The organism is Motiliproteus sediminis (assembly GCF_017912535.1).
GTDB classification, from domain to species: domain Bacteria; phylum Pseudomonadota; class Gammaproteobacteria; order Pseudomonadales; family Balneatricaceae; genus Motiliproteus; species Motiliproteus sediminis.
Genome location: NZ_JAERQK010000002.1, coordinates 291,082 through 312,852, shown reverse-complemented (window position 1 = coordinate 312,852; position 21,771 = coordinate 291,082). Strand labels below are relative to the sequence as shown.

Genomic DNA, 21,771 nt, shown 5'->3' with positions numbered 1-21,771 from the left:
ATTGACGCATGGAGAGAGCGATGTCTCTAACCTCTGAACAGAAAGATAAGCGTATTCGACTTTTCTGGTACCTGGGCCTGCTGGCGTTGCCGCTTTTGGTGTTGGCGCTGCTGTTGAACCAGGATCCCTACCATCGGGTGCAGTTTAATCAGGTGCTGGAGTTGCGGGCAGAGCTTGCCGAACGTGGGGTTGGTGCGGATGTGATCGCGCAGCTGGACCGGGTTGGCGGGCGCAATATCAGCGCTGCGGAGCTGGACAATCTGCTCGAGGCCGACAGCCAAACGCTGTTCTTTATGCTCAACAGTGCCCAGTTGAGCAGTCAGCTGAAGGGCTCGATGCAGGTCATTCTCAAAGATGGTTTTGTGACCCGCCAGGAAGCACGCCAGTACGGCGTGGTGGCCAAAGCGGTGCTCACCGACCCTGCACTCTACCAGCGCCTGGGTTACGCCCCGGAGTAGTGGCCAAGCCACGCTGCGCGGACTGTTGCTGTGTGCACAAACGTCACCGGTGTTAGCCGGGGTTGCCTTGTCTGGGCGTGGCGCTAGCTGTATAGTTGAGCGGTCTTGTCGGGGTTCCCTGTTGCTAACGGGATGAGAGGTGACAACAACCAACCCGCGAACCTGATCCGGCTAATACCGGCGTAGGAAACAAGATTCCGGCCCCGTGCTGTCGCTGCACGCTCTCGGTTTCCCTCCCCACAAGACCCGTATCGTTTTACACACCCGACTCGTTGTTGAGTCGCAGGCATTGTTGCCGGGGAGAGGTCACAGATGAACAGCAAAGAAAACCTGAGTCTACGCGAGTCCGCCCAAGTCGATCAGGCATCGGTACAGCCGTTTCCGGGCAGTCGCAAGGTTTATATCGAAGGCTCACGCCCCGATATTCGCGTGCCGATGCGTGAGATCACCCTGGCCGATACCCCTACTGAGTTTGGCGGCGAGAAGAACGAGCCGCTGCGGGTTTATGATACCTCTGGCCCCTATACCGATCCCGACGTCAGCATCGACGTGCGCAAGGGGCTGGCGCCGATGCGCGAAGCCTGGATTCTGGAGCGTGACGACACCGAACAACTGGCCGGGCTGACCAGTGACTATGGCCGCGAGCGTGAAGCCTTGGCAGAACTGGAAGGCCTGCGCTTCGAGCTGCAGCGCAAACCGCGCCGTGCTAAAGCGGGCAAGAACGTGACCCAGCTCCACTACGCCCGCCAGGGGGTCATCACCCCGGAGATGGAATATATCGCCATCCGCGAGAACATGAAGCTGGTGGAGGCCAGGAACAATCCGCAGCTTAACGAGCAGCATCCGGGCCACAGCTTCGGTGCCAACATTCCCAACGAGATCACTCCCGAGTTTGTTCGTCGCGAAGTGGCCGAAGGACGGGCGATCATCCCCGCCAATATCAACCACCCGGAAGTGGAGCCGATGATCATCGGCCGTAATTTCCTGGTCAAGATCAACGGCAATATCGGCAACTCGGCCTTGGGCTCTTCGATCGAAGAGGAAGTAGCCAAGATGACCTGGGGTACCCGCTGGGGCTCCGACACCATCATGGACCTCTCCACCGGCAAGAACATCCACGAAACCCGCGAGTGGATCATCCGCAACAGCCACGTGCCGATCGGTACCGTGCCGATCTACCAGGCGCTGGAAAAGGTTAACGGCGTCGCCGAGGACCTCACCTGGGAGGTGTTCCGCGACACCCTGATCGAGCAGGCGGAGCAGGGGGTGGACTACTTCACCATCCATGCCGGGGTACTGCTGCGCTACGTGCCACTGACCGCCAAGCGGATGACCGGCATCGTCTCCCGCGGTGGTTCGATCCTGGCCAAGTGGTGTCTGGCGCACCACAAGGAAAACTTCCTCTACACCCACTTCGACGAGATCTGCGAGATCTGCAAAGCGTACGATGTGTCGTTCTCTCTGGGTGACGGTCTGCGTCCCGGCTCGGTGTACGATGCCAACGACGCGGCCCAGTTCGCCGAACTGGAAACCCTTGGCGAGCTGACCAAGATCGCCTGGCAGCACGACGTGCAGGTGATGATCGAAGGCCCCGGCCACGTGCCGATGCACATGATCAAAGAGAACATGGACAAGCAGATCAAGGAGTGTCACGAAGCGCCGTTCTACACCCTGGGACCGTTGACCACCGACATCGCCCCCGGCTACGACCACATCACCTCCGGCATCGGCGCGGCGATGATCGGCTGGTACGGCTGCGCCATGCTCTGCTACGTGACGCCCAAAGAGCACCTGGGACTGCCCAACAAAGATGACGTCAAGACCGGTATCATCACCTACAAGCTGGCCGCTCACGCTGCGGATCTCGCCAAGGGCCACCCCGGCGCGCAGATCCGCGACAACGCCATGTCCAAGGCGCGCTTCGAGTTCCGCTGGGAAGACCAGTTTAATATCGGTCTCGACCCGGACACCGCGCGCGCTTACCACGACGAAACCCTGCCCAAGGAATCGGCCAAGGTGGCCCACTTCTGCTCCATGTGCGGACCCAAGTTCTGCTCCATGAAGATCAGCCAGGAGGTGCGCGAGCTGGACGACAGCCAGATCGCCGCCATCAATCTGGAGGCTGAGAAAGGGATGGCAGCCAAAGCCGAGGAGTTCAAGGAGACCGGCAGCGAGCTGTACAAAAAGGTTTAAATTGCCCCAGCGCTCCTGCGCTCGGTGATACGGCGTCAAAAATCAGCGGTGCTTGCTCATTTACGGTTAGTAAACTCCGCCGCCCCGCTGATGTTTTCCTAGTCTTACCGTCGCTCGTAACGCGCTGAAACAATTTAATCGAGGGGAATACAGGCTTTTAATTCATGCAGCTCGCAGACCACGTCAATACCCTGGGGCGCCACCTGAAGGCCAAGTACGGTCAGCGGGTGCACAAGCTGGCGCTCAACGCCAGCTTCACCTGCCCTAACCGGGACGGCAGCAAGGGGGTCGGCGGTTGCACCTTCTGCAACAACGTCTCCTTCAGTCCCAACGCCAAGCAGCCGCCCACCATCGCCTCGCAGATCGAGGCGGGACGGCAGGTGATTCGTAAGCGCACCGGCGCCATGCGCTATCTGGCCTACTTTCAGGCCTACACCAATACCTATGCCGACATTAATTACCTCAAGGGCTTGTACGACGCGGCGCTGGCCGAACCCGACGTAATCGGTCTCTCCGTGGGAACCCGCCCCGACTGCGTGCCAGACCCGGTACTGGATCTGCTCGCGGGCTATCAGGCCGAGGGCTATGAAGTGTGGCTGGAGCTGGGGCTGCAGTCGGCCAACGACGCCACCCTGGCGCGGGTTAACCGCGGCCACGGCTGGGTGGAGTATGAAGACGCCATCCGTCGTGCCCATGCGCGCAGTTTGCAGATCTGTACCCACCTGATCGTCGGCTTGCCGGGTGAGAGCGCCTTCGACAGCGTTGGCTCCTTTGAGCGGGTGATGGCCTTGGGTACCGAGGGGTTGAAGCTGCACCCGCTGCATATCGTCAAGGGCACCCAACTGGCGCGCCAGTACAAACAGGGGCTCTACGACGGCGTGCCCTTTGATGATTACGTCGATACCTGCGCGACCATCATTCGTCAGGCGCCACCGGAGCTGGTATTCCACCGCCTGACCGGCACCGCCGATCCCCGGATTTTGCTGTCGCCCATCTGGTGTGCGAAAAAGTGGCAGGTGCTGAATGCCATCGCCGCAGAACTGTCGGAGCTGCCGCAAATGCAAGCCCTCGCGACACCTGACGTGCTGGTGGCCAGCGCTTGATCCGATACTGATCAAGCCGGGCTTGGCTCAATGACCTGTCAGGTCGGCGGGTTGCTGTTATCGCCGTGGTGTTGCAGGTCGAGGCCCATCTGTCTGGCCCGCCGCTTCCAGAGCTGGCGCGCCAGCCGCTGCATATTGGTTACCCGATCCCCTTCGTCGACAATCTCCAGACCCAGCAGAGTCTCGAGTACATCCTCCAGTGTCAGTAGTCCTTGGGTTGAACCGTACTCATCCACTGCCAGCATGATATGGGCTCGGTGACGCATCAGCTCGTCATACGCTTGCGATAGCGATAGCTCGGCCAATAAGCCGGGCAACTCACGGCGAAAGCGACGAAGCGGCAACTCCTGATTACCCTCTGCCTGGGCTTGCAGCAGGTCGGCACGCAGCACAAATCCGGTAGGTTTGTCACGGGCAACGTTGTAGATCGGGATGCGAGAAAAGCGCTGATGTCGGTGGTGCTCGAAATAGTCGCCCACACTCAGTGTCTCTGACAAAGAGAAGATCACCGGTCGCGGTGTCATGACATCCCGTGCTTTGGTTTCCCGCATCAATAGCAGGTTCTGCATGATCCGGGATTCGTGACGCTTCAGCTCGCCCTCCTGTGCGCTGATCTTGGCCATCACTTTGAACTCCTCACGGCTAAAACCGTTGAGAGTGGGTTCGGCGGTCAGGCCACGGGTAAGCCATTCCGAAAGTTTGACAAAGGGATATAGCAGCCAGATAAGGCCTGTCAGACCATAAGCGGTAGCGGGCGCCAGTTGGCGCCAGTAATGGGCACCAAGCGTTTTGGGGATGATCTCGGAGAACACCAGAATCAGCAGAGTCAGTATGGCTGAAGCGATCGCCACATAAACATCACCAAATACCGCCGCTGCCTGGGCGCCCGCGCCTGCGGCACCCACCGTGTGGGCGATGGTGTTGAGGGTTAGGATCGCCGCCAGCGGACGGTTGATATCCTCTTTGTGCTGTTTCAGGAGCCGGCCGGCACCGCTACCCTGCTCCTCCATCAAGGCGATATGTGCTGAGGTAACCGAGAGAATCACCGCTTCAGCAATGGAGCATAGAAATGAGAATCCCAGCGCAACGGATATATAGATGATCAACAGAGTCATGGTGCTGTGTTTGTCCTCAAGTGCCGATGGCTGTGATCCTTGATCAGGGAGTGCGGTTTTGTTGCAGTAGTTGTTTCAGCTCCGCCAGCTCTGTTCGCAGCGCTTTCATTTCGGCGTGCATGTCGGCTTCGATATGATCGCGTGCCTCGTCTACGGCGCTGACCGTGGTCTGGGTTTCCGATTCGGTAAAGCTCTGCATCGCGTTGACGATAATGGCGATAAACAGGTTCAGCATGGTAAAGGTGGCGATCAGGATAAACGGTATGAAAAACGCCCAGGCGTAGGGGTAGGTCTCCATCACCGGGCGCGAGATCCCCATCGACCAGCTTTCCAGGGTCATGATCTGAAACAGCGTATAGAGCGAGGCGCCGATGGAGCCGAACCACTCGGGGAACGCTTGTCCGAACAGGTTAGTGGCGATCACCGCAAACACGTAGTAGATCAGCAGCAGTACCAGCGCGATAGAGGCCAGGCCAGGTATTGATGCCAGCAGTGCACCTACCACGCGGCGCATGGATGGTACGATAGACAGAATGCGCAGTACCCGCAGCACCCGCAGCGCCCGTAGCACGGCAAACTGGCCGGTGGCCGGCATCAGCGCGATGGCGACTACGGCGAAATCAAACAGGCTCCAGGGGTCACGGAAAAAGCGCCCCCGATAGACAAACAGCCGCAATCCAATCTCGATCACAAATACGCCCAGAATGATTTTGTCCAGCAGCAATATGGGGTCGCCATAGAGCGCCATCACCCTGGGTACGGTTTCCAGTCCCAGCGTGACGGCATTGATCATGATCAGGGCGAGAATCGTGTGCTGGAAAACCTTATGGGTAATCAGCTGTTCGCAACGGGCGGTCAAGGAAGCTGTGGGGCGGGGAGAATGCATGGTGTCGTTTTCGTTCGATATCGGTTGTCGGGAGATCATCTGGCTGGGTAAGGATTGACCCGGTTACCGCGGATTCTATCCCGCGGGCGCTGTTCAATGGAGAATAAAAACGGCTGAAGAGCAATAAATGCCGGCGCTGTTCTGCCCATTGTCACTGTTAGCCTGCTATTGGTCATCTACGGTGGGTTGATGCCACGGTAGAGGCGTAAGGTCATTAGCTGCTGGTCAATCTGTGCTACCAGCTGCTGGTAAGGGGGGCTGGCGATGTCGCCAAAGTGGCTGCTGAAACTGGTGGCGTCGATCCCTTCGGGCAGCTGTTTCACGCCGATCATCAGATCGCCTTCACGCAGCGGACGATCGAAGCGTTGCAGCAATGCCCGCGCCTGCTCCGCGTCGGCGGTTGCGCGCATGGCAAACAGGGTGCCGGCGCGATCCGCGGCCAGATCGGCGAAGCTGAATCCGCTGCCGCTGGGATTGGCGTCGAGCAGCTCTTTCAGCTCTCCCAACGCATAACTTAAACCCTCGGCCGCCAGCACCTGAACCGCGGCCGAATAGATAAAGTGCAGCCGCAGGTCTGCCCGTTGCCGCAGCAGGGTGCGGCGATGCGGCCAGATTTGACGCTGCTGATCCGTAAGCACCGGCCCCGTGAGTTGCTCGAAGCGGGGGTCACCGAGGTAGATCGCCAGTGCCAGGATCGCAGCCCGGGCGCGCAGGTGCTCTTTCCCGGCCGGCGAGGTAGCGGCCACGTGCCGAAACAGCGGCGCGATAAAATAGGTCAGAGAGACCCACTGTTGCGGTTCCAGCTTGTCGGCTTCGGTCAGCAGTACCGCATAGGACTCGGCGATCCAATCGCCGTTGAGGCTTTCCTCGCTACCGCTCCAGCCGCGTAATCGTTCCAGTAGGCGGCTGAAATGGCGCTCCGGGTTAGCTGGAGGTGTGAGCCGCAAGGTCAGCGAGCTTGCGCTCGGTTGGAGTAATACCACGCTGTCCAGCAGGGCCTGACGGGTGCGATGACCAAGCAACAGATCTAACGCCGGTCCCAGCAGTAGGTTGGCCAGAGCGTCTGGAAGCCGCAGCTTGCCGACCTCTACCTGACTCAGGCGGGGTTCTGTAGACGGCGGAATTAGCGCCGTTACCGAAAGGTAGCGGCCCAACGACCATCGTTGGTGGTGCCAGCTGATGGCCAGATGCAAACCTTCGGCTCGGGTCTGGAAGCGGGTGTGCAGCGTTGGGTAGGCCCGCGCAATCAACGATGGCAGCGCCTCAAGCTCTGCGGCACTGAGCTGGAGGTCGGCAGAGGGCTGAGCACGGGTTATCACGCGCAGGGTTCGTTTGACGGCGCTGCGCCCGAGCTGTACCTCTTCGGCGGAGGCCGTTGCCGGAAAGGGCACGCGTGGCGTGTTTTCCAGCGCCTGACCGAGCAGATACAGTAGTATCACCGCCAGCAGGGTGGTCAGCGTGATCAATATCAGGGTGATTTGGCGCCATGACATCGGGAGGTGTACCTCGTGCCCCGCAGTGGGTGACAAGGTTTTAGGTTATAGGGATTTGGCGGCCTGTTGGCAACTGCCGCGCTGCAGCCTCAGTCAGCTTGCGCCGGCGCTGTCCCCAGATAGTGTGCCCGGATGCTGCTGATTTCGCCGGCTTGCTGCAGCTGTTCCAGCCCCTGTTGCAGTCGTTGCAGCAGCGCCGGGTCGGTATCGCGGTGGAAGGCGTAGCCGAGCTCCCCCTCGAGCAGGGTGTAGATAATGGTGAAGTTTTGCGGGTCTACACCCGCTTCGCGCATATTCCAAGTCACCACATCGTAGCTGTAGGCGATGGCGTCGACCCGCCCGCGTTGTAGCAGCTCGACCAGTTTCGAGGCACGGTCGGTTACCACCATGCTGGACGTGTCCACTCCTCGCTCCAGCAGCAGCTGTTGGCCGATGTCTTCGCGCACGACTCCAAGGCGGAGGGATTTCAGGTCGTCGTCGGAGGTTACTCTGGGCGGGCTGTCCCTGCGCGCCAGCAGCACCATGTGAATCGGGACCAGCGGCCCGACAAAGCGGAACTGTTGCACCCGGGAAGGGGTATAGGTCATGGCGAACAATGCGGTATTCGGCTCACGTTGCAGGCGGGCGTAGCCGCGTGCCCAGGGCAGAAACTCTATGGCCCCGGTACCGAGGCTTAGGCCCAGTTGTTGCCACAAGAGCGCCAGTGAATCAACGGCAACCCCGCGCGCGTTGCCTTCAGCGTCGGTGAAGTTGTAAGGCGGGTACTCTTCGCTCATCCAGGTGATTGCCGTTTCGGCGTGCGCCACCGGAGCGAGTAGCAGGCAGAGTGATAGTAGCAGGGGTCTGGTCACGGCGGGTCAGGGATAATGTGAGTCGGTGGATTGACTATAGTCGACCCGGGGGCTCACCAATGCGTCAGCGAAGCAATCGACGAAGCAGAGGCTGGGCATCCAGCCCCCAAGCGGCCAGATCTGCGTAGCGATGGATGTGGTCTTGGTCGCCTGCCAGGTCGAAGTCATAGGGCTCGACAGAGCGCTTGCGCAGGGTGTCGTAGAAGATGCGTACCCTGGGATTGAGCCGATCATCACTGCGCTCCAGCACCAGTGCCAGATGACCGCTGGCCAGCTCCACCACCGAGCCGGCCGGATAGACGCCGACAAAGCGGATGAACTGCTGCGCCAGTTGCGGGTGAAACTGGTGTTGGCTCCAGTCATAGATTTTACGCAGCACCGCGGTGGGGGCGATGGCATCGTGATAGCAGCGGTCACTGGTCAGAGCATCGTAGACATCAACGATTGCCGCCATATGGCCATAGTGGCTGATCTGCTCGCCCTTAAGACCCAGCGGATAGCCGCTGCCGTCGAAGCGCTCGTGGTGTTCAGCCACTACCGCCAGCGCTGTGGGCTCAACCTCGCATTCACGCAACAGTTGCTGCCCGCTGGCAACGTGGCCTTGCATGATGCGAAACTCCTCTTCGGTCAGCTTGCCCGGCTTGTTCAGAATCTGGTCGGCAATCGTTACTTTGCCGATATCGTGCAGCATGGCACCGGTGCCGATGGAGCGAATGGTTTCCGGGTGCAGGCCAAGGTAGTGGGCGAAAGCCACCATCAGGGTACAGACATTGATGGAGTGTTCGAAGGTGTAGTGATCGACTGAGCGGATGCGACCCAGCGCCATCAGCGCATCGGGGTTACGGATAAGGGAGCGGGTCATCCGTTCCACCACCTCTTCGGCCGCGGCGACTCTGATGCGCTGGCCGAGTTTAATACCGCTCATCAGTTCGCCGATGACGCGATGGGCATCACGGGTTATCTCGTGAGCGTTGACCAGCTCCTGGTCAAAACCAAGGTTTTCAACCGGCGCTGGTGCGGGAGCCTCAATGATCGCTTCGACCGCTTGCTGTTGCTGTTCTTCAACTTCCTGGCGTGACGGCGCATCGATGACATCGAGGCCTCTCTCCGTGTCGATGTAAAGGGTCTGCACCGGCAGTGCACGCAGCTTGGCCAGGGTTTTGGCGTCTTTGACCAGAAAACGGTTGCGGGCAAACGGGTGGTCGAGCCAGCCGCAGTTGAGGTCGTCGATGTACATGCCCACCGTCAGGGCATCAATGGTGATCTGTTTAATCAAGCGTCCTTTCCTCGCGTGCACCGGCATCATATCCGTGGCCGATGTTTTGACGTTAGCACACTCGGGAATCTATCGCTGAAGTGTAATGCAGGCCCGTGACGAACGTCATTAAAGCAGCGACGGGAGGATTTGGGTATGAAAGGGTTAGTGCGGTGGCTGGTGTGTATTCCTTTATCGCTGGAGGTCACTGAGGGCCGATCCGAGGTCTGGGTGCAGCGTGGCCCGCCGCCTCAGCTGATCGAACTCTTCACCTCGGAAGGGTGCTCCAGCTGTCCACCGGCGGATACGCGGTTAGCGGGGTTGCTGCATGATCCTGAGCTGTGGCGCAAGCGTTTGCCGGTGGCATATCACGTTGATTACTGGGATTACCTCGGCTGGCGGGATCCTTTGGCTGATCCGCAGCACGCGCAGCGGCAGCGAATGTTATACCGGCAAGGAAAACTGCGGTCGGTGTATACCCCCGGGTGGCTGGTGGATGGGCAGGAGTGGCGGGGCTTTTTCCGTGGTCAGGAGTGGCCGCCCCAACCGCGGCGAGCGGGCGGAGAGTTGAGTGTGTCCGTTGAGCAGCGACAGTTGCAGGTCCGATATCAGGATCGCGACAACCGGGCGTTGCGGGCGCATGCGGTGCTGCTGGGCTTTGACATCGAAAGCGCGGTTGGAGCAGGCGAAAATGCCGGACGACTGTTGCGCCACCAGTTTGTTGCGCTGCAGGTGCTTCGTGCCGACGGGCAGTATCAGTGGCGTTTCGACTTGCAACCACCCAGCGGTCGCAGGGAAGCGGTAGTGGTATGGGGTCTCGCAACCCGACAGTGTACAGCCGTTGCAGGCGCTGGGCGGGTGGCTGGCCGATCCCCGGCCCTGAAACGAGCAAGGGCCCGTCAGCATCCTGCTGAGGGGCCCTTTGGTATCATCCTGATGAGTCTCTCGTCCTGAGAGAAGTTCGAATCCTTCGAACCGTCCTATCCGTTGGCTATCCGTGTTGGAAACCATTATTGCTGCACTGCGTGATGTCAGCTATAGGGCTTTTTCCTATATTTTACGGTATCGGGTGCCAGCGGCTGTGCGGCCGCTGCTGCAACTGCGCTACCCACTGGGTACAATGGCGGCACTGTCGATGGAGTAGAGATATGAGCGAATCCACCCAATGGTTGTTAATTGTTGTCGGGTGCCTGGCGATTGCCGGCCTGATGCTGCTGATTCGCGGTCAGTTGCGCCGTCAACAAAAGGTGCAACAGCAACAGCAGCAGCGCCTGGCAGAGATCGAAGCGGAAGCGCAGAAGCAGCGCGACTACCTTGAGCAAAGCGTGCGGGTCATTGCTACCGCGATGCAGGAGGAGCAGTGCGAAATGGTTGAAGGCTGCATCCGGTTGAAAAAATTGCTTGATCACCTTGCGCCTTATCTGCACGAGCACGAAACCTTCGGTATTTTCAATACGGTGTTTGAAGCCACCAAGCATATGCCGATCCTGGATGAGTGGAAGAAGCTGAAGCTGCGCCAGAAGGTCGGCTATATGCAGGAGATGGATGCGCTGGAAAAAAGCCATAAACAAACGGTGCTGGCGGCCGCCGCTGAACTGGCCAGTTACCGCTTCAGTCACTGACCATGGAAGTGCTGATAACCGTCGCCCTCGCTATTCCGATTCTGGCATTACTGATCTGGGTTCTCAGTCGTTCAGCCATGGGGGGCCAGCGTATCGATCGTCGCAGTGCGCTGGTTTTGCTTGAAGGGGTGGTAAGCGGGGAAACACCCCAGGCGCGGTGGGACCTGTTTGTCAGTTATCCGATCACCTGGGATGAGGAGCTGGAAGCGATCCGGCGTCGTTGCGTGGTACTGCAAGAGGGTGACGATCAAAGCCCGCCGGCAGTGGGTGGGATCGGGGGTTATATATTCAACCGCGCCGGTCGGGCCGAAGTGGCCAAACTGGCTGAGGAGCTCAAGGCTTTGATTGCACAAGAGCCCTATCAGCGCGACTTTTAGAGATTATCGCCCGGTACCGAACTGATCCACCATCTGTCGCAGTTCCTGCGTCAAATCATGAAGCTGACTGACGGCTTGGGCGGTTTGCGCTGCGCTGGCAGCGGTACTGTCGGCTACGTCGTTGATCGATAGTACGTTGCGATTGATCTCGCCCACCACCTGCTGCTGTTCTTCGGCAGCGGCGGCGTTTTGCACGTTGAGCAGGTTGATCGTGGTTACCGCGTCGGTGATTTCGGTGAGGAAACGCCCGGTTTCTGCGGTCTGCTGCACCGTCTCCTGAGCTTTTTCACTGTTGCGTTTCATCCCCTGGGCTGCGTTATGAGTGAGCTTTTGCAGCGATTCGATCATGCCCTGAATCTCTTCCGTGGATTCGTGGGTGCGGGTGGCCAGCGCCCTGACTTCGTCGGCGACCACGGCAAACCCGCGTCCCTGTTCGCCGGCGCGTGCGGCTTCAATGGCGGCGTTGAGGGCCAGCAGGTTGGTCTGTTCGGCGATGTTGGAGATCACCTCGACTACCTGGCCAATGCTGTCGCTACTGGAGCGCAGCTGGTCTGCGCTGACGGCCGCATCGTTGAGCTCGTCGGCCAGGCGCTCGATCCCCTTGATCGCGGTAGTGACGGTTTTTGCGCCTGATTCGGCGTGACGGCTGGCATCTTCGGTGGCATGGGCCGCTTTGGCTGCGTTAGAGGCGACCTCGTGCGCGGTTTGTTCCATCTCGGTGATGGCCGTGGCGACCAGGTCGGTGTCCACATGTTGTTTTTCTGCGCCCTCGATGGTCATGCGCGCGCTCTGCTCCAGCTCGCCGGACTGCTGGCTGAGCTGGTGGGTAAGGTCGTGCAGCCGCCCAATGATGCGGCTGAAGGTATCCATCATCCGGTTGAAGCCGTTGGCCATTTCGCCCAATTCGTCGCTACTTTTGATCTCTATTCGTTGGCTGAGGTCGGCGGTGTCGTCAATGGTTCGGATGGTCCGGGTAACCTGACCGAGAGGGCCTGTGACCAGTTTCTTCAGGATCAGGCTGACCAGTATCAGCCCGCCAACGAGTAGCAGGGTGTTAAGGCCAATATTGGTCCACAGCTGGCGAGAGAGGTGGTCATCGAACTGCTTCAGGGAGTAATCCAGGCGTACCGCCCCCAGCACGGTGCCCGGTTCAGCTGGGTGGCAACTGATGCAATCCGTGCCGCGGAAATTCTTTTCCGCCTTAAGGGGGAGGGTGACCGTCAGCAACCGTCCGTCGTCACTGGTGGTGATGGCATCCAGTTTTGAGCCGTCCAGGGCCTGCCGGTCGATGCTGTCTTTGGCGGTGGCGCTGGTGAACCCGGGACCATAGAGTTTGCGCACTGCTTCACCGCGGAGGATTCGAGCGTCAACAACCTCGGCGCGGGCGGTGATCTTGGTGCGGGCAATCTCCCGTTCTGCCATCTTACCGGTCAGCATCAGCGTGTTGACGTTGTCGAAGTAGGCGTCGGCCAGGGCTTCTGCCTGGTTGAACACCATCGACTCGACCATGTCCCGTTGACTGCGGAACTGGTAGGCCGAGGAAGCCACCAGAATGACTGCGAACAGACAAACCAGAGCAAGATCTATTTTCAGGCCAATTGAAAGATGGCGGGGGGCTGTTGCTGACATCGTCTAATCCCTCAGATCCAGTAGACGCCGATCCAGGCGTTGCGGCTACTCAGCAGATAAGCAAGCACTTATATTGAGTTTGGTCACATTTCGCGGTGGCAACAATAGGTAAAGCTCCTAAAACGGAGAAGGAGGCCTGACCTGGGTCAGTCCTGATGGTCGCGCAGCAGCGCTATCGGTGCTTGGTGGAGAATCCGTTCGGTAGCAAGCCGACCGGCCAGCCATACCAGCAGGGCTCCGACCAGCGGCGCGCTGATCCAAAGCAGTAGATGAAATCGTGGTGCCAGTTGCAGCAGTTGGTAGAGGGCAAAGATTCCGGCCTGCGCCAGCAGCGCCGCCAGTAACCCGGACAGGGCGCCAAGTAACAGGAATTCGATGCTCAGCATCCGGCGTATCAGCGTGCTACCTGCACCCAGAGTGCGCAGCAGCGCGCTTTCGCGCAGCCGTTCGTCGATACTGTTCGCCAGCCCGGCAAAGAGAACAGTGATGCCGGCGGCTAATACGAAGAACAGCACATACTCTGCGGCCAGGGAAACCTGTGCCACGACGGCGCGCAGGTTTTCCAGCAGGGGGGCAACCTCCAGCAGCGTCAGGGTCGGGAATTGCTGCACTAACTGGCGCAGCCATGGCCCTCGTGATGCGGGCAGATAAAAGCTGGTGATTGATGTGGCAGGCAGGTCTGCCAGTGAGCCGGGGGCAAAAATAACAAAGAAGTTAGGGCGTAAAGAGCTCCAATCCAGACTGCGAAGGCTGAGAATTTCGGCGTCGATCTGGCGATCGCCAAAGCTGAACCGCAGCTGGTCGCCCAGCGTGACGCCCAGATCCTTGGCCAGCTTGGCCTCCAGTGAGATATAGGGCCGGCCATAGTCCTGTGGTTGCCACCAACGGCCGGCTTCAATGCGGTTATCCGGTGCGAGGTCGGCGCTCCAGCTCAGATTGAGTTCCCGCCGAATGCCGCGCCTCCCCGGGGCATCTGGCGGAATCTGCTCGGCTGCCGGTTTGCCGTTAATGTGGCTGAGCCGGCCGCGAATCATGGGGTGAATGCCACTGTGGCGCACGTCACTTTGCAGCAGAAAATCCTTCAGCAGATCAACCTCCCAGGGCTGGATGTTGATCAGAAAGTGATTGGGGGCATCCTCGGGTAGTTGCGCTTGCCAGTCTCGCACCAGATCAGTACGAACCACCAGAATCAGTGCCATGGCGGCAAGCGTCAGGCCGAAGGCGGTTAGCTGGGTCAGGCTGGCACGGGGGTGGCGGTAAAGGTTTTTCAGCGCCAGGCGCCAGGGTAGCGGTCCGGGAATTCGCCCAACCAGCCGCAACAGCAGCCAGCCGAGTCCCGCGAGTAATGCTGTTCCGGCAACGCTGCCACCCCCCAGCAGTATTGCCAGTGAATAGTCGCCACTGTAAAGCCACAGCAGGCCGATGGCGACGCTGATGGCGAGTCCGTATATCAGTGTACTGGCGGGTGCGATCGGAGCCAGCTCACGACGCAAAACCCGCAACGGTGATACTGATGCGAGTTGCAGCAGCGGAGGCAGTGCGGTTGCGAGCAGAATTAACAGGCCGGTTGCGGCACCGGTCAGGGCCGGTCGCCATCCACCCGGAGGTAGTTCGATCTGGAGCAGCTCTCCCAGCAGCGCCACCAATCCCCATTGTGCGAGCCAGCCGAGGGCGATGCCGAGCAGGGTGGCCAGCGTGCCGGCGACCAGTAACTGAATACAGAACAGCCGCATGATCCGCCCTTGCGACTGACCCAGACAGCGCAGCAGTGCTGCGGTGTCGTAGTGGCGCCGGGTATAGCGGCGGGCTGCCATGGCAATGGCTATCGCGGCCATCGATACCGCGAGCAGCCCTGAGAGGTTGATGTAGCGGCGGGCGCGTTCCATGGTGCCGCCGATAGAAGGGTTTTCCTGGCGGACATCCAGCAGCCGCTCGCCGGGGCGTAGCTGCGGCGTGAGCCAGTCGCGTAACTGTTGGATGGCAGCGGCATCGCCACTGAACAGGTAACGATAGGTAACCCTGCTGCCGGGCTGGACCAGCCGGGTGTCCGGCAGGTCGTCCAGGTTGATGATTAAGCGCGGGCGAAGACTGATCAGGCCGCCACCGCGGTCCGGTTCGTTGACGATCAGCGCACCCAAAGTGAACTGGCTGATCCCTAGCGTCAACGGTTGCTCGGGGCTGGCATTCAGGCCTTGTAGCACCCGGGGCTCGGCCCACAGGGTGCCGGTTGCCGGTGCGCCCCGTTGGGAGAATGGCTGGGCTTGTATATCACGGGAAAGCCTGAGATCGCCGCGCAAGGGGTAGGCTGAGTCCACCGCCTTGACGCTAACCAGCAGTGTTTCGCCTTCGGCGCTTACCATGGTGGAGAAGCGTTGCTGTTCGCTGTAGCTCAGCCCTGCGTTGCGAGCCTGGCGGCGCAGATCTAGTTGGCTGGGATGGGCGCTTTGCAGTGCCAGATCTGCACCGAGGAATGTGGTGGCCTGGCGCAGCAATGCCCGTTCAACCCGGTCGGTAAAAAAGCCAACCGCGCAGCTGGCGGTGATGGCGATTGCCAGAGCCAGAGTCAGCAGTCGGAGCTCGCCACTGCGCCACTCGCGTGCGAGCAGGCGCAGTGCCAGGGTCCAGGTCATGCTAGTGTTTCCAGCTGGCCCGACACCAGCTGCAAGCGGCGTTGGCAGCGCGCGGCGAGCTGGGCGTCATGGGTGACCAGTACCAGCGTAGTGTGCTCGCGCCGGTTGAGATCGAACAGCAGCTGGATGATTGCCTCGCCGGTGTGCGAATCAAGATTGCCGGTGGGTTCGTCGGCAAACAGAATCTTCGGTTGGCTGGCGAAGGCGCGAGCAATGGCCACCCGTTGCTGCTCGCCGCCGGACAGTTGGCGAGGGTAGTGATCTTCGCGCCCGGATAACCCTACCGCCTGCAGTAGTCTTGACGCCTGGCTCTGCGCAGCGCCGTAACCGGACAGCTCCAGTGGCAGCAGCACATTTTCCAGCGCCGTCAGTGCGGGTAGCAGTTGAAAGCTCTGAAACACGAACCCGACCCCATCGGCACGAACCTCCGCTCGCTGATCCTCATTGAGGCCTTTAAGCGAGATGCCATTGAGCTCCACCTCGCCGTCGCTTTCCGTATCCAGACCGGCCAGCAGTCCCAGCAGGGTCGACTTGCCTGAGCCAGACGCGCCGAGAATAGCGACGCTCTCGCCCGGGTTGACCACCAGCTCTACGCCGCTGAGAATGGTTAGCGTGCCGCTGCGGGCGTTGACACGTTTGCCCAGTTGGCGTGCGCGAAGAATCGGAGTGGCAGAGGATGAGGAAAGTGAAGTCATGGATTGTGGGAGTGTTGTTGTGGCTGTCGGTTCCCGCACAGGCCGAAACGGTGTTGGTTCTCGGTGATAGTATCAGTGCCGCTTATGGCATGGAAACGGCGCAAGGCTGGGTGGCACTGCTGGAACAGCGACTGGAACAGCAGGGCTACGCTTTGCGGGTGGTCAACGCCAGCGTTAGCGGCGAAACCACCAGTGGCGGCCGCAGTCGTTTACCCGGGCTCCTTGAACGCCACCAGCCGGCGCTGTTGATTCTTGAACTGGGTGGCAACGATGGCCTCCGGGGCGTGCCGCTGGAGGCTATCAAACGTAATCTGGAAGCGCTGATTAGCCAGGCGAGGCAGGCCGGAGCCTCGGTGCTGCTGCTGGGGATGCGTATTCCACCCAATTACGGCCCGGTGTACGCGGATGGTTTTTTCGCTCTGTATGCTGATCTCAGCGAGCGTTTGGGTACTGCGCTGGTGCCCTTCCTGCTCGATGGCGTGGGTACCGATCCTGAGCTGATGCAACCTGACGGTATTCATCCCACGGCGTCCGCGCAGCCGGCACTGCTGGACCAGGTTTGGCCGGTACTGGAGCCGGTGTTGGCACAGTTGCAAGCAGTGGGTGCGGTGAAGTAGCAGGACAAGATAGAAAACTGGCCTCCCCGCCAGGACTTGAACCCGGATCTAAGCCTTAGGAGGGCCTCGTTCTATCCAGTTGAACTACGGGGAGACGCGCCGCATTCTACCAGAACGTCACGGTGTGTCGACTCAGGCTTTCCCCAGAGTGCCGCGGGCACTGTAATTTTTCAGTCCGGCCTGATCGTAGAGTGTGGTTTTGCCGCTTTGACCGCGCAGTATTGATAGCAGTTGTTCCAGGCTCTGCTGGTTACGCTTGACGATCTGCTCATTGCGCTGGTTTAACTCGGCTGCCCGGCGAAGGGTTTCGGTCAGCTTGTTCCACGCATTCTGTAGTTGCTGCCCTTGGGTGGTAGGTAGTGAAGCGATCAACTGGTCAACGCCCTGCTGGTCACAGCTCAGCCCCTGCTGGCGGAGAAACTGGTTGCGGGCATCGGTGTTGGCGGCAAGAGCCTGCAGACTCTGCTGCTTGGCGGTCACCACGTGTTGCAGATCGGCGGCCGCCATCTTTTCGATCGCAGATTTTTCGGCGTCGCTTAAACGACAAAGGGTAGCGAGAAGCTCGCTACCCTCGGAGACCAGAGCCATAAAGGCACTAGGAGTTTGGGTCATGGGGCGGTGTTATCCGAACAACTGATCCTCAAGCTGCAGCAGCTTGGCTGCCACGCGCTGGGAGTCCACTTGATAGGAACCGTCCTCGATGGCCTGCTTGATCTGTGCTACCCGATCCGCGTCCACGTCCGGCAGTTGCGCAACCTTCTCTTCCAGCTTTTGCAGGGTTTGCGCTTCCGCACTCAGCTTGACCGTTTCCGGCGCTGCGTTGGGGCTGCCTTCCTGCGCGGCTTTCTTGGCCGGAGTGTCGGTAGCGTTGCCACTGACCCGGTTGGTGTTGCCTGCGTTGGTGCGTGATGACAGGCCGTTGAAATCGATGGCCATGTCTATCTCCTCATTAAATTGCGTTTCTGGGTATAGCTATCGGCCGAGGTCGGCACGACTTGAGACCTTTTTAAGAAAAAAATTGATCTCGATTAATGCTCTCGGAGTATAACCTATGCGCGGCTTGAAATCTTCTATTGATCACTGAGTTAGCGCGTGACCACCCGCCCTCTGGCGGCTACTCTGGCGCGAATGACGCGTTCGGAACGGCTGTTTTTTACCCGAATCTGCTGATCCAGCCGGCCATCTTCCAGCGCGATGCCCCGGGTTTCTACGCTCAGCAGGCTCCCGCCCGCCTGAATTACGACGTCGTCACCTTCGCGGACCAGTAGTGGCGGGGACAGGTGGCGGGGTTGCAATACCTGTTGTGCCGGCAGGTTGCGCCGGCTGATATGGTCGGTCAGCAGGGACGGGTCGGTATAGTAGCCGTGATGCAGCTGGCTGAGGGGGCGTTCGGCGAGAGTCAGTAGCGTACTTGTGAGGCGGGTGTCACGGCCAATGGGGCGGGCACTGACCACAACCGGGCGGAATATCTCCACGTTGCCATTCAGATACACTGACCAGCGTTTGGGGCCTGCGCATTCGGTCTTGACTGAAAAGGCCCCTGGTTCTATTGCACGTGGGTGCTCAAACACCAGCGGGAAAGCGCATGCGGGGAGCTGCAGACGAGAGTCGATGGTTCTTACTTCAATATCGATGCGATCCCCGGGCTGCAGCAGTGGGGCCAGCTGCCGGCGAAGGTAGTCCTGTGCTTGCTGGTAGAGAAGGTCGTTGGCACTGGTAGGGGTAGCCACTAGCGCCGTAAGCAGCATCAGGCACAGCCGGCGAACACTGCCGTATAAACTACCCCTGCACATGGAAATGTCCTATGATTCTGGCACGCTGCATCGCTTTTTCAGGGTGCGCGACGGCGGGTATTTCCTTGGGAGTTGGCATGACGCCATTTAAGGGGTTATCCGGGGCTAACGCAAGTTAAGGAAGAGAATTCAAATGGCGGGTGTCCTCGATAGTGTCAATCAACGCACGCAGTTAGTTGGTAAAAACCGTCTGGAACTGTTGCTGTTCCGTTTGGAAGGTTCGCAGATCTACGGTATTAACGTGTTCAAGGTGCGTGAAGTTATTCAATGCCCCAAGCTGACGTTGATGCCCAAACTTAAAGCCGGGGTTAAGGGCGTGGCCCAGATTCGCGGTACTGCTATTCCGGTGCTGGACCTCAGCGCCATGATGGGTCGTGGCCCCATTTCGGATCCAGCCAACAGCTTTGTCATCGTGACGGAATACAATCAGCAGGTCTTGGGCTTTCAGGTCAGTAAGGTCGAGCGGATCATCAACACCAACTGGGAGGAGATCCATCCGCCGCCCAAAGGTACCGGCAAAGACAGCTACCTCACTGCGGTCACCGACCTCAACGGTGCGTTGGTTGAAATCCTCGATGTGGAGAAGATTCTGGCTGAAGTGGCGCCGCGCTCCGAAGAGGTGGACTTGGGGCTGGCTGATGAAATTCGCGCCAACCGCCAGCACCGGCCGCATGTCTTGATTGTCGATGACTCGGTGGTTGCGCGTAAACAGCTGGAGCGTTGTCTTGAAACGCTTGAAGTGGATGTAACCACCAAGAAAAACGGTAAGGAGATGCTCGATTTCTTGCGCGGCGTTGCGGATGAAGGCGGTCGGCCGGCTGATGACTATTTGATGCTCATCTCGGATATTGAGATGCCGGAGATGGATGGTTATACCCTCACCGCTTCGTTGCGAGCGGACGAGCGCATGAAAGGATTGCACATTATGTTGCATACCTCCTTAAGTGGCGTGTTTAATCAGGCCATGGTGGATAAGGTCGGTGCCGATGACTTTCTGGCCAAGTTCCAACCCGATGAGCTTGCCACTCGTGTTAAAGAGCGGTTGCAGGCAGTCAAGCCCTAGTCTCCCCACAGGAATCGGATAACCATATTTAATGACCAGTCTTCGCACTGCGCCACGCGTTCAGATTACCGCTCAAGGGTTTGCCCTGTTCCGCGACTTTTTGCAGGATGCCTGCGGTATTTTGCTGGGCGATAACAAGGAATACCTCGTTAGCAGTCGTTTATCGTCGATTATGGCGGAGATCAACTGCACCACGCTGGATGAGCTGGTTAAGGCGATGAAGGGCGGAGCGGGTTCTCGCCTGAGAGAACGGGTGGTGGACGCGATGACCACCAATGAAACGCTCTGGTTTCGTGACGTGCATCCGTTCAATATTCTGCGTGATCGGTTGTTGCCCGAGTTGGCTGGTCGAACCGGGGCGCAGCCGCTAAGGGTCTGGTCTGCAGCCTGCTCTTCGGGGCAGGAGCCCTACTCCATCAGCATGACCCTCGAGGAGTTTAAACGCAGCAAGCCAGGGATGCTGCGGGCGGGCGAGCGGGTGGTGGCGACCGATATCTCGCCCACCATGCTGGAGCACGCCAAAAAGGGCGAGTACGACATGCTGGCGGTGGGGCGCGGACTGCAGAAAGAACGACTGGAGCGCTATTTTCTGAAGCTGCCTGAAGGTGGTTTCAAGGTGCGTCCTGAGATTAAGGCGCGGGTCGAGTTTCGCGCACTCAATCTGTTGAGTACCTACACTTTGCTGGGTAAGTTCGACGTGGTGTTCTGTCGCAACGTGCTGATCTATTTCTCTTCCGAGCTCAAGCTGGAAATTCTGCGTAAGATCCACGCGCAATTGAAGCCGGGTGGATACCTGTTTCTGGGGGCTTCCGAGTCCCTCGGACACCTCAACGACCTCTACGAAATGGTTCACTGCAGCCCTGGCATCATCTACCGGGCCAAGTAGTCACTTCTTTGCCGGCGTCTTGCCGGCCCTCTGCCTCTGCTGTTGAGCCCTTGCCGCCCTACGGCGGCAACGTGGCGGTAACACCTTGCCGCTTTTGCCTGTTCTTGCTTTTCTTTTTTTCTTATTCTGTTGTTTATAAAGGGTTTTTATTTATGGCATAAGTGTTGCTTTGTTCTTGGTGCTCGTAGCGCGTAGAGAGGACGGCAACATGGCAATTTCATTTGATGCAGCACTGGGAATTCACCCGCAGGCGCTTTTGGTGCGTACCAAGCGGGCGGAAGTGCTGGCCAATAATATTGCTAATGCCGATACCCCCAATTACAAAGCGCGGGATATTGATTTTCGCGCGGTGTTGGCGGCGCAAAACGCCAGTGATGTGGCACCGGTGAAGCTGGATGTGCGCCGGAATGGTCATCAGTCGGGACTGGTCAATCCGGACCTGGCGGCGGAGCTGCTGTACCGCAATCCGACCCAGCCCTCTGTCGATGGCAACACAGTCGACATGCAGCGCGAGCAGGCGGAATACGCCCAGAATGCGATGGCCTTCCAGGCCAGCTTTATTTTTCTCAACCGCAAGTTCAGCGGCCTGTTGTCCGCGATCAAGGGTGAATAACAATTATGTCTCTCGCCAACGTTTTTAACATCGCCGGGTCCGGTATGAGCGCCCAGTCGATCCGTCTCAATACGGTGGCCAGCAATATTGCCAATGCCGAAAGCGTGAGCAGTAGTGTGGGTGAAACCTACCGTGCCCGCCAGCCGCTGTTTGCAGTGGCTCATCAGCAGGCGATGCAGAAGCCGTTGGGTGATGACGTGCTCGATGCCAGTGCGGGTGTTGGCGTAAAGGTACAGGGCATTATCGAAAGCGACGCACCCTTGCGCCGCCAATATGAGCCTAATCATCCCATGGCCGACGACAACGGCTTTGTGTACTACCCCAACGTCAATGTGGTTGAAGAGATGACCAACATGATTTCGGCCTCGCGGTCCTTTCAGACCAACGCCGACATCATGAATAGCGCCAAAGAGATGATGCAGCGCGTGCTGACGCTGGGGCAGTAAAGCATTTTAGCAATGCGTAAGACCGCCGACGGGTGGCGCTTGCGAG

General features: G+C 59.2%; 22 protein-coding genes, 1 tRNA gene and 1 riboswitch. Of the genes, 11 read left to right on the top strand and 12 right to left on the bottom strand.

Annotation, left to right across the window (positions count from 1 at the left end; all coding sequences use genetic code 11):
* Positions 1-20 precede the first annotated feature (20 nt).
* The 3 genes from JJQ76_RS05900 (at position 21) to mnmL (ending at position 3,754) form a co-directional block, all read left to right on the top strand.
* Positions 21-458 carry a hypothetical protein gene (locus JJQ76_RS05900; protein ID WP_210395793.1) on the top strand — a complete coding sequence of 146 codons (438 nt, stop codon included), beginning with the start codon at positions 21-23 and terminating at the stop codon, positions 456-458.
* Between the two features lie 99 nt (positions 459-557).
* Positions 558-664: riboswitch (TPP riboswitch) on the top strand.
* A 106-nt stretch (positions 665-770) separates the two neighbouring features.
* Complete coding sequence (gene thiC, locus JJQ76_RS05895) at positions 771-2,651, top strand: phosphomethylpyrimidine synthase ThiC (protein ID WP_210395792.1); 1,881 nt, start codon at positions 771-773, stop codon at positions 2,649-2,651.
* Between the two features lie 164 nt (positions 2,652-2,815).
* The gene (gene mnmL, locus JJQ76_RS05890; protein WP_210395791.1) at positions 2,816-3,754 is read left to right on the top strand and encodes a tRNA modification radical SAM protein MnmL/YtqA; all 939 of its coding nucleotides are present in this window, start codon (positions 2,816-2,818) and stop codon (positions 3,752-3,754) included.
* 38 nt (positions 3,755-3,792) lie between these two features.
* Here mnmL and JJQ76_RS05885 read toward each other — a convergent pair whose 3' ends face one another.
* From JJQ76_RS05885 to JJQ76_RS05865, 5 genes are all read right to left on the bottom strand, one after another.
* Positions 3,793-4,869: a CNNM domain-containing protein gene (locus JJQ76_RS05885; RefSeq protein ID WP_210395790.1), complete on the bottom strand. Its 1,077-nt coding sequence runs from the start codon at positions 4,867-4,869 to the stop codon at positions 3,793-3,795.
* Positions 4,870-4,912: 43 nt separating this feature from the next.
* Entirely contained in the window at positions 4,913-5,755 is an 843-nt protein-coding gene (locus JJQ76_RS05880) for an ion transporter (RefSeq protein WP_210395789.1), read from the bottom strand.
* Positions 5,756-5,931: 176 nt separating this feature from the next.
* Positions 5,932-7,248, bottom strand: a complete 1,317-nt coding sequence (locus tag JJQ76_RS05875; protein ID WP_210395788.1) for a YfiM family lipoprotein — start codon at positions 7,246-7,248, stop codon at positions 5,932-5,934.
* A gap of 89 nt (positions 7,249-7,337) precedes the next feature.
* A complete protein-coding gene (locus JJQ76_RS05870; RefSeq protein WP_210395787.1) occupies positions 7,338-8,099 on the bottom strand; it encodes a substrate-binding periplasmic protein in 762 nt (253 codons plus the stop codon).
* Between the two features lie 64 nt (positions 8,100-8,163).
* Complete coding sequence (locus tag JJQ76_RS05865; protein WP_210395786.1) at positions 8,164-9,375, bottom strand: HD-GYP domain-containing protein; 1,212 nt, start codon at positions 9,373-9,375, stop codon at positions 8,164-8,166.
* Positions 9,376-9,510: 135 nt separating this feature from the next.
* Here JJQ76_RS05865 and JJQ76_RS05860 point away from each other — a divergent pair, with 135 nt between their 5' ends.
* The 3 genes from JJQ76_RS05860 to JJQ76_RS05850 all read left to right on the top strand — a co-directional run bounded on the left by JJQ76_RS05860 (position 9,511) and on the right by JJQ76_RS05850 (position 11,353).
* Positions 9,511-10,308 (top strand): DUF1223 domain-containing protein, encoded by a 798-nt coding sequence (locus JJQ76_RS05860; RefSeq protein WP_210395785.1) that lies wholly within the window; start codon positions 9,511-9,513, stop codon positions 10,306-10,308.
* A gap of 194 nt (positions 10,309-10,502) precedes the next feature.
* Positions 10,503-10,976: a DUF2489 domain-containing protein gene (locus JJQ76_RS05855; protein WP_210395784.1), complete on the top strand. Its 474-nt coding sequence runs from the start codon at positions 10,503-10,505 to the stop codon at positions 10,974-10,976.
* Positions 10,977-10,978: 2 nt separating this feature from the next.
* Positions 10,979-11,353 (top strand): hypothetical protein, encoded by a 375-nt coding sequence (locus JJQ76_RS05850; protein ID WP_210395783.1) that lies wholly within the window; start codon positions 10,979-10,981, stop codon positions 11,351-11,353.
* Between the two features lie 3 nt (positions 11,354-11,356).
* On the opposite strand, the gene JJQ76_RS05845 is transcribed toward JJQ76_RS05850, so the two are convergent.
* The 3 genes from JJQ76_RS05845 to JJQ76_RS05835 all read right to left on the bottom strand — a co-directional run bounded on the left by JJQ76_RS05845 (position 11,357) and on the right by JJQ76_RS05835 (position 16,307).
* Positions 11,357-12,982, bottom strand: a complete 1,626-nt coding sequence (locus JJQ76_RS05845) for a methyl-accepting chemotaxis protein (RefSeq protein WP_210395782.1) — start codon at positions 12,980-12,982, stop codon at positions 11,357-11,359.
* A 146-nt stretch (positions 12,983-13,128) separates the two neighbouring features.
* Positions 13,129-15,612: an ABC transporter permease gene (locus tag JJQ76_RS05840; protein WP_210395781.1), complete on the bottom strand. Its 2,484-nt coding sequence runs from the start codon at positions 15,610-15,612 to the stop codon at positions 13,129-13,131.
* The gene (locus JJQ76_RS05835) at positions 15,609-16,307 is read right to left on the bottom strand and encodes an ABC transporter ATP-binding protein (protein ID WP_210395780.1); all 699 of its coding nucleotides are present in this window, start codon (positions 16,305-16,307) and stop codon (positions 15,609-15,611) included. The genes JJQ76_RS05840 and JJQ76_RS05835 overlap by 4 nt, the downstream gene beginning before the upstream one ends.
* Here JJQ76_RS05835 and JJQ76_RS05830 point away from each other — a divergent pair.
* Positions 16,289-16,924 (top strand): arylesterase, encoded by a 636-nt coding sequence (locus JJQ76_RS05830; protein ID WP_210395779.1) that lies wholly within the window; start codon positions 16,289-16,291, stop codon positions 16,922-16,924. The genes JJQ76_RS05835 and JJQ76_RS05830 overlap by 19 nt on opposite strands.
* A gap of 18 nt (positions 16,925-16,942) precedes the next feature.
* Here the strand turns inward: JJQ76_RS05830 and JJQ76_RS05825 are convergent.
* From JJQ76_RS05825 to flgA, 4 genes are all read right to left on the bottom strand, one after another.
* Positions 16,943-17,018, bottom strand: a tRNA-Arg gene (locus JJQ76_RS05825).
* 38 nt (positions 17,019-17,056) lie between these two features.
* Positions 17,057-17,536 (bottom strand): flagella synthesis protein FlgN, encoded by a 480-nt coding sequence (locus JJQ76_RS05820; RefSeq protein ID WP_210395778.1) that lies wholly within the window; start codon positions 17,534-17,536, stop codon positions 17,057-17,059.
* Positions 17,537-17,545: 9 nt separating this feature from the next.
* On the bottom strand, positions 17,546-17,860 hold the full coding sequence (gene flgM / locus JJQ76_RS05815) for a flagellar biosynthesis anti-sigma factor FlgM (protein WP_210395777.1): 315 nt from the start codon (positions 17,858-17,860) through the stop codon (positions 17,546-17,548).
* A 149-nt stretch (positions 17,861-18,009) separates the two neighbouring features.
* Complete coding sequence (gene flgA / locus JJQ76_RS05810; protein ID WP_210395776.1) at positions 18,010-18,717, bottom strand: flagellar basal body P-ring formation chaperone FlgA; 708 nt, start codon at positions 18,715-18,717, stop codon at positions 18,010-18,012.
* 133 nt (positions 18,718-18,850) lie between these two features.
* Here flgA and JJQ76_RS05805 point away from each other — a divergent pair, with 133 nt between their 5' ends.
* From JJQ76_RS05805 to flgC, 4 genes are all read left to right on the top strand, one after another.
* Positions 18,851-19,780, top strand: a complete 930-nt coding sequence (locus JJQ76_RS05805) for a chemotaxis protein CheV (protein WP_210395775.1) — start codon at positions 18,851-18,853, stop codon at positions 19,778-19,780.
* A 31-nt stretch (positions 19,781-19,811) separates the two neighbouring features.
* Positions 19,812-20,666: a CheR family methyltransferase gene (locus JJQ76_RS05800; RefSeq protein ID WP_210395774.1), complete on the top strand. Its 855-nt coding sequence runs from the start codon at positions 19,812-19,814 to the stop codon at positions 20,664-20,666.
* A gap of 208 nt (positions 20,667-20,874) precedes the next feature.
* The gene (gene flgB / locus JJQ76_RS05795) at positions 20,875-21,279 is read left to right on the top strand and encodes a flagellar basal body rod protein FlgB (protein WP_210395773.1); all 405 of its coding nucleotides are present in this window, start codon (positions 20,875-20,877) and stop codon (positions 21,277-21,279) included.
* 5 nt (positions 21,280-21,284) lie between these two features.
* Complete coding sequence (gene flgC / locus JJQ76_RS05790; RefSeq protein ID WP_210395772.1) at positions 21,285-21,725, top strand: flagellar basal body rod protein FlgC; 441 nt, start codon at positions 21,285-21,287, stop codon at positions 21,723-21,725.
* The last annotated feature ends 46 nt before the right edge of the window (positions 21,726-21,771 follow it).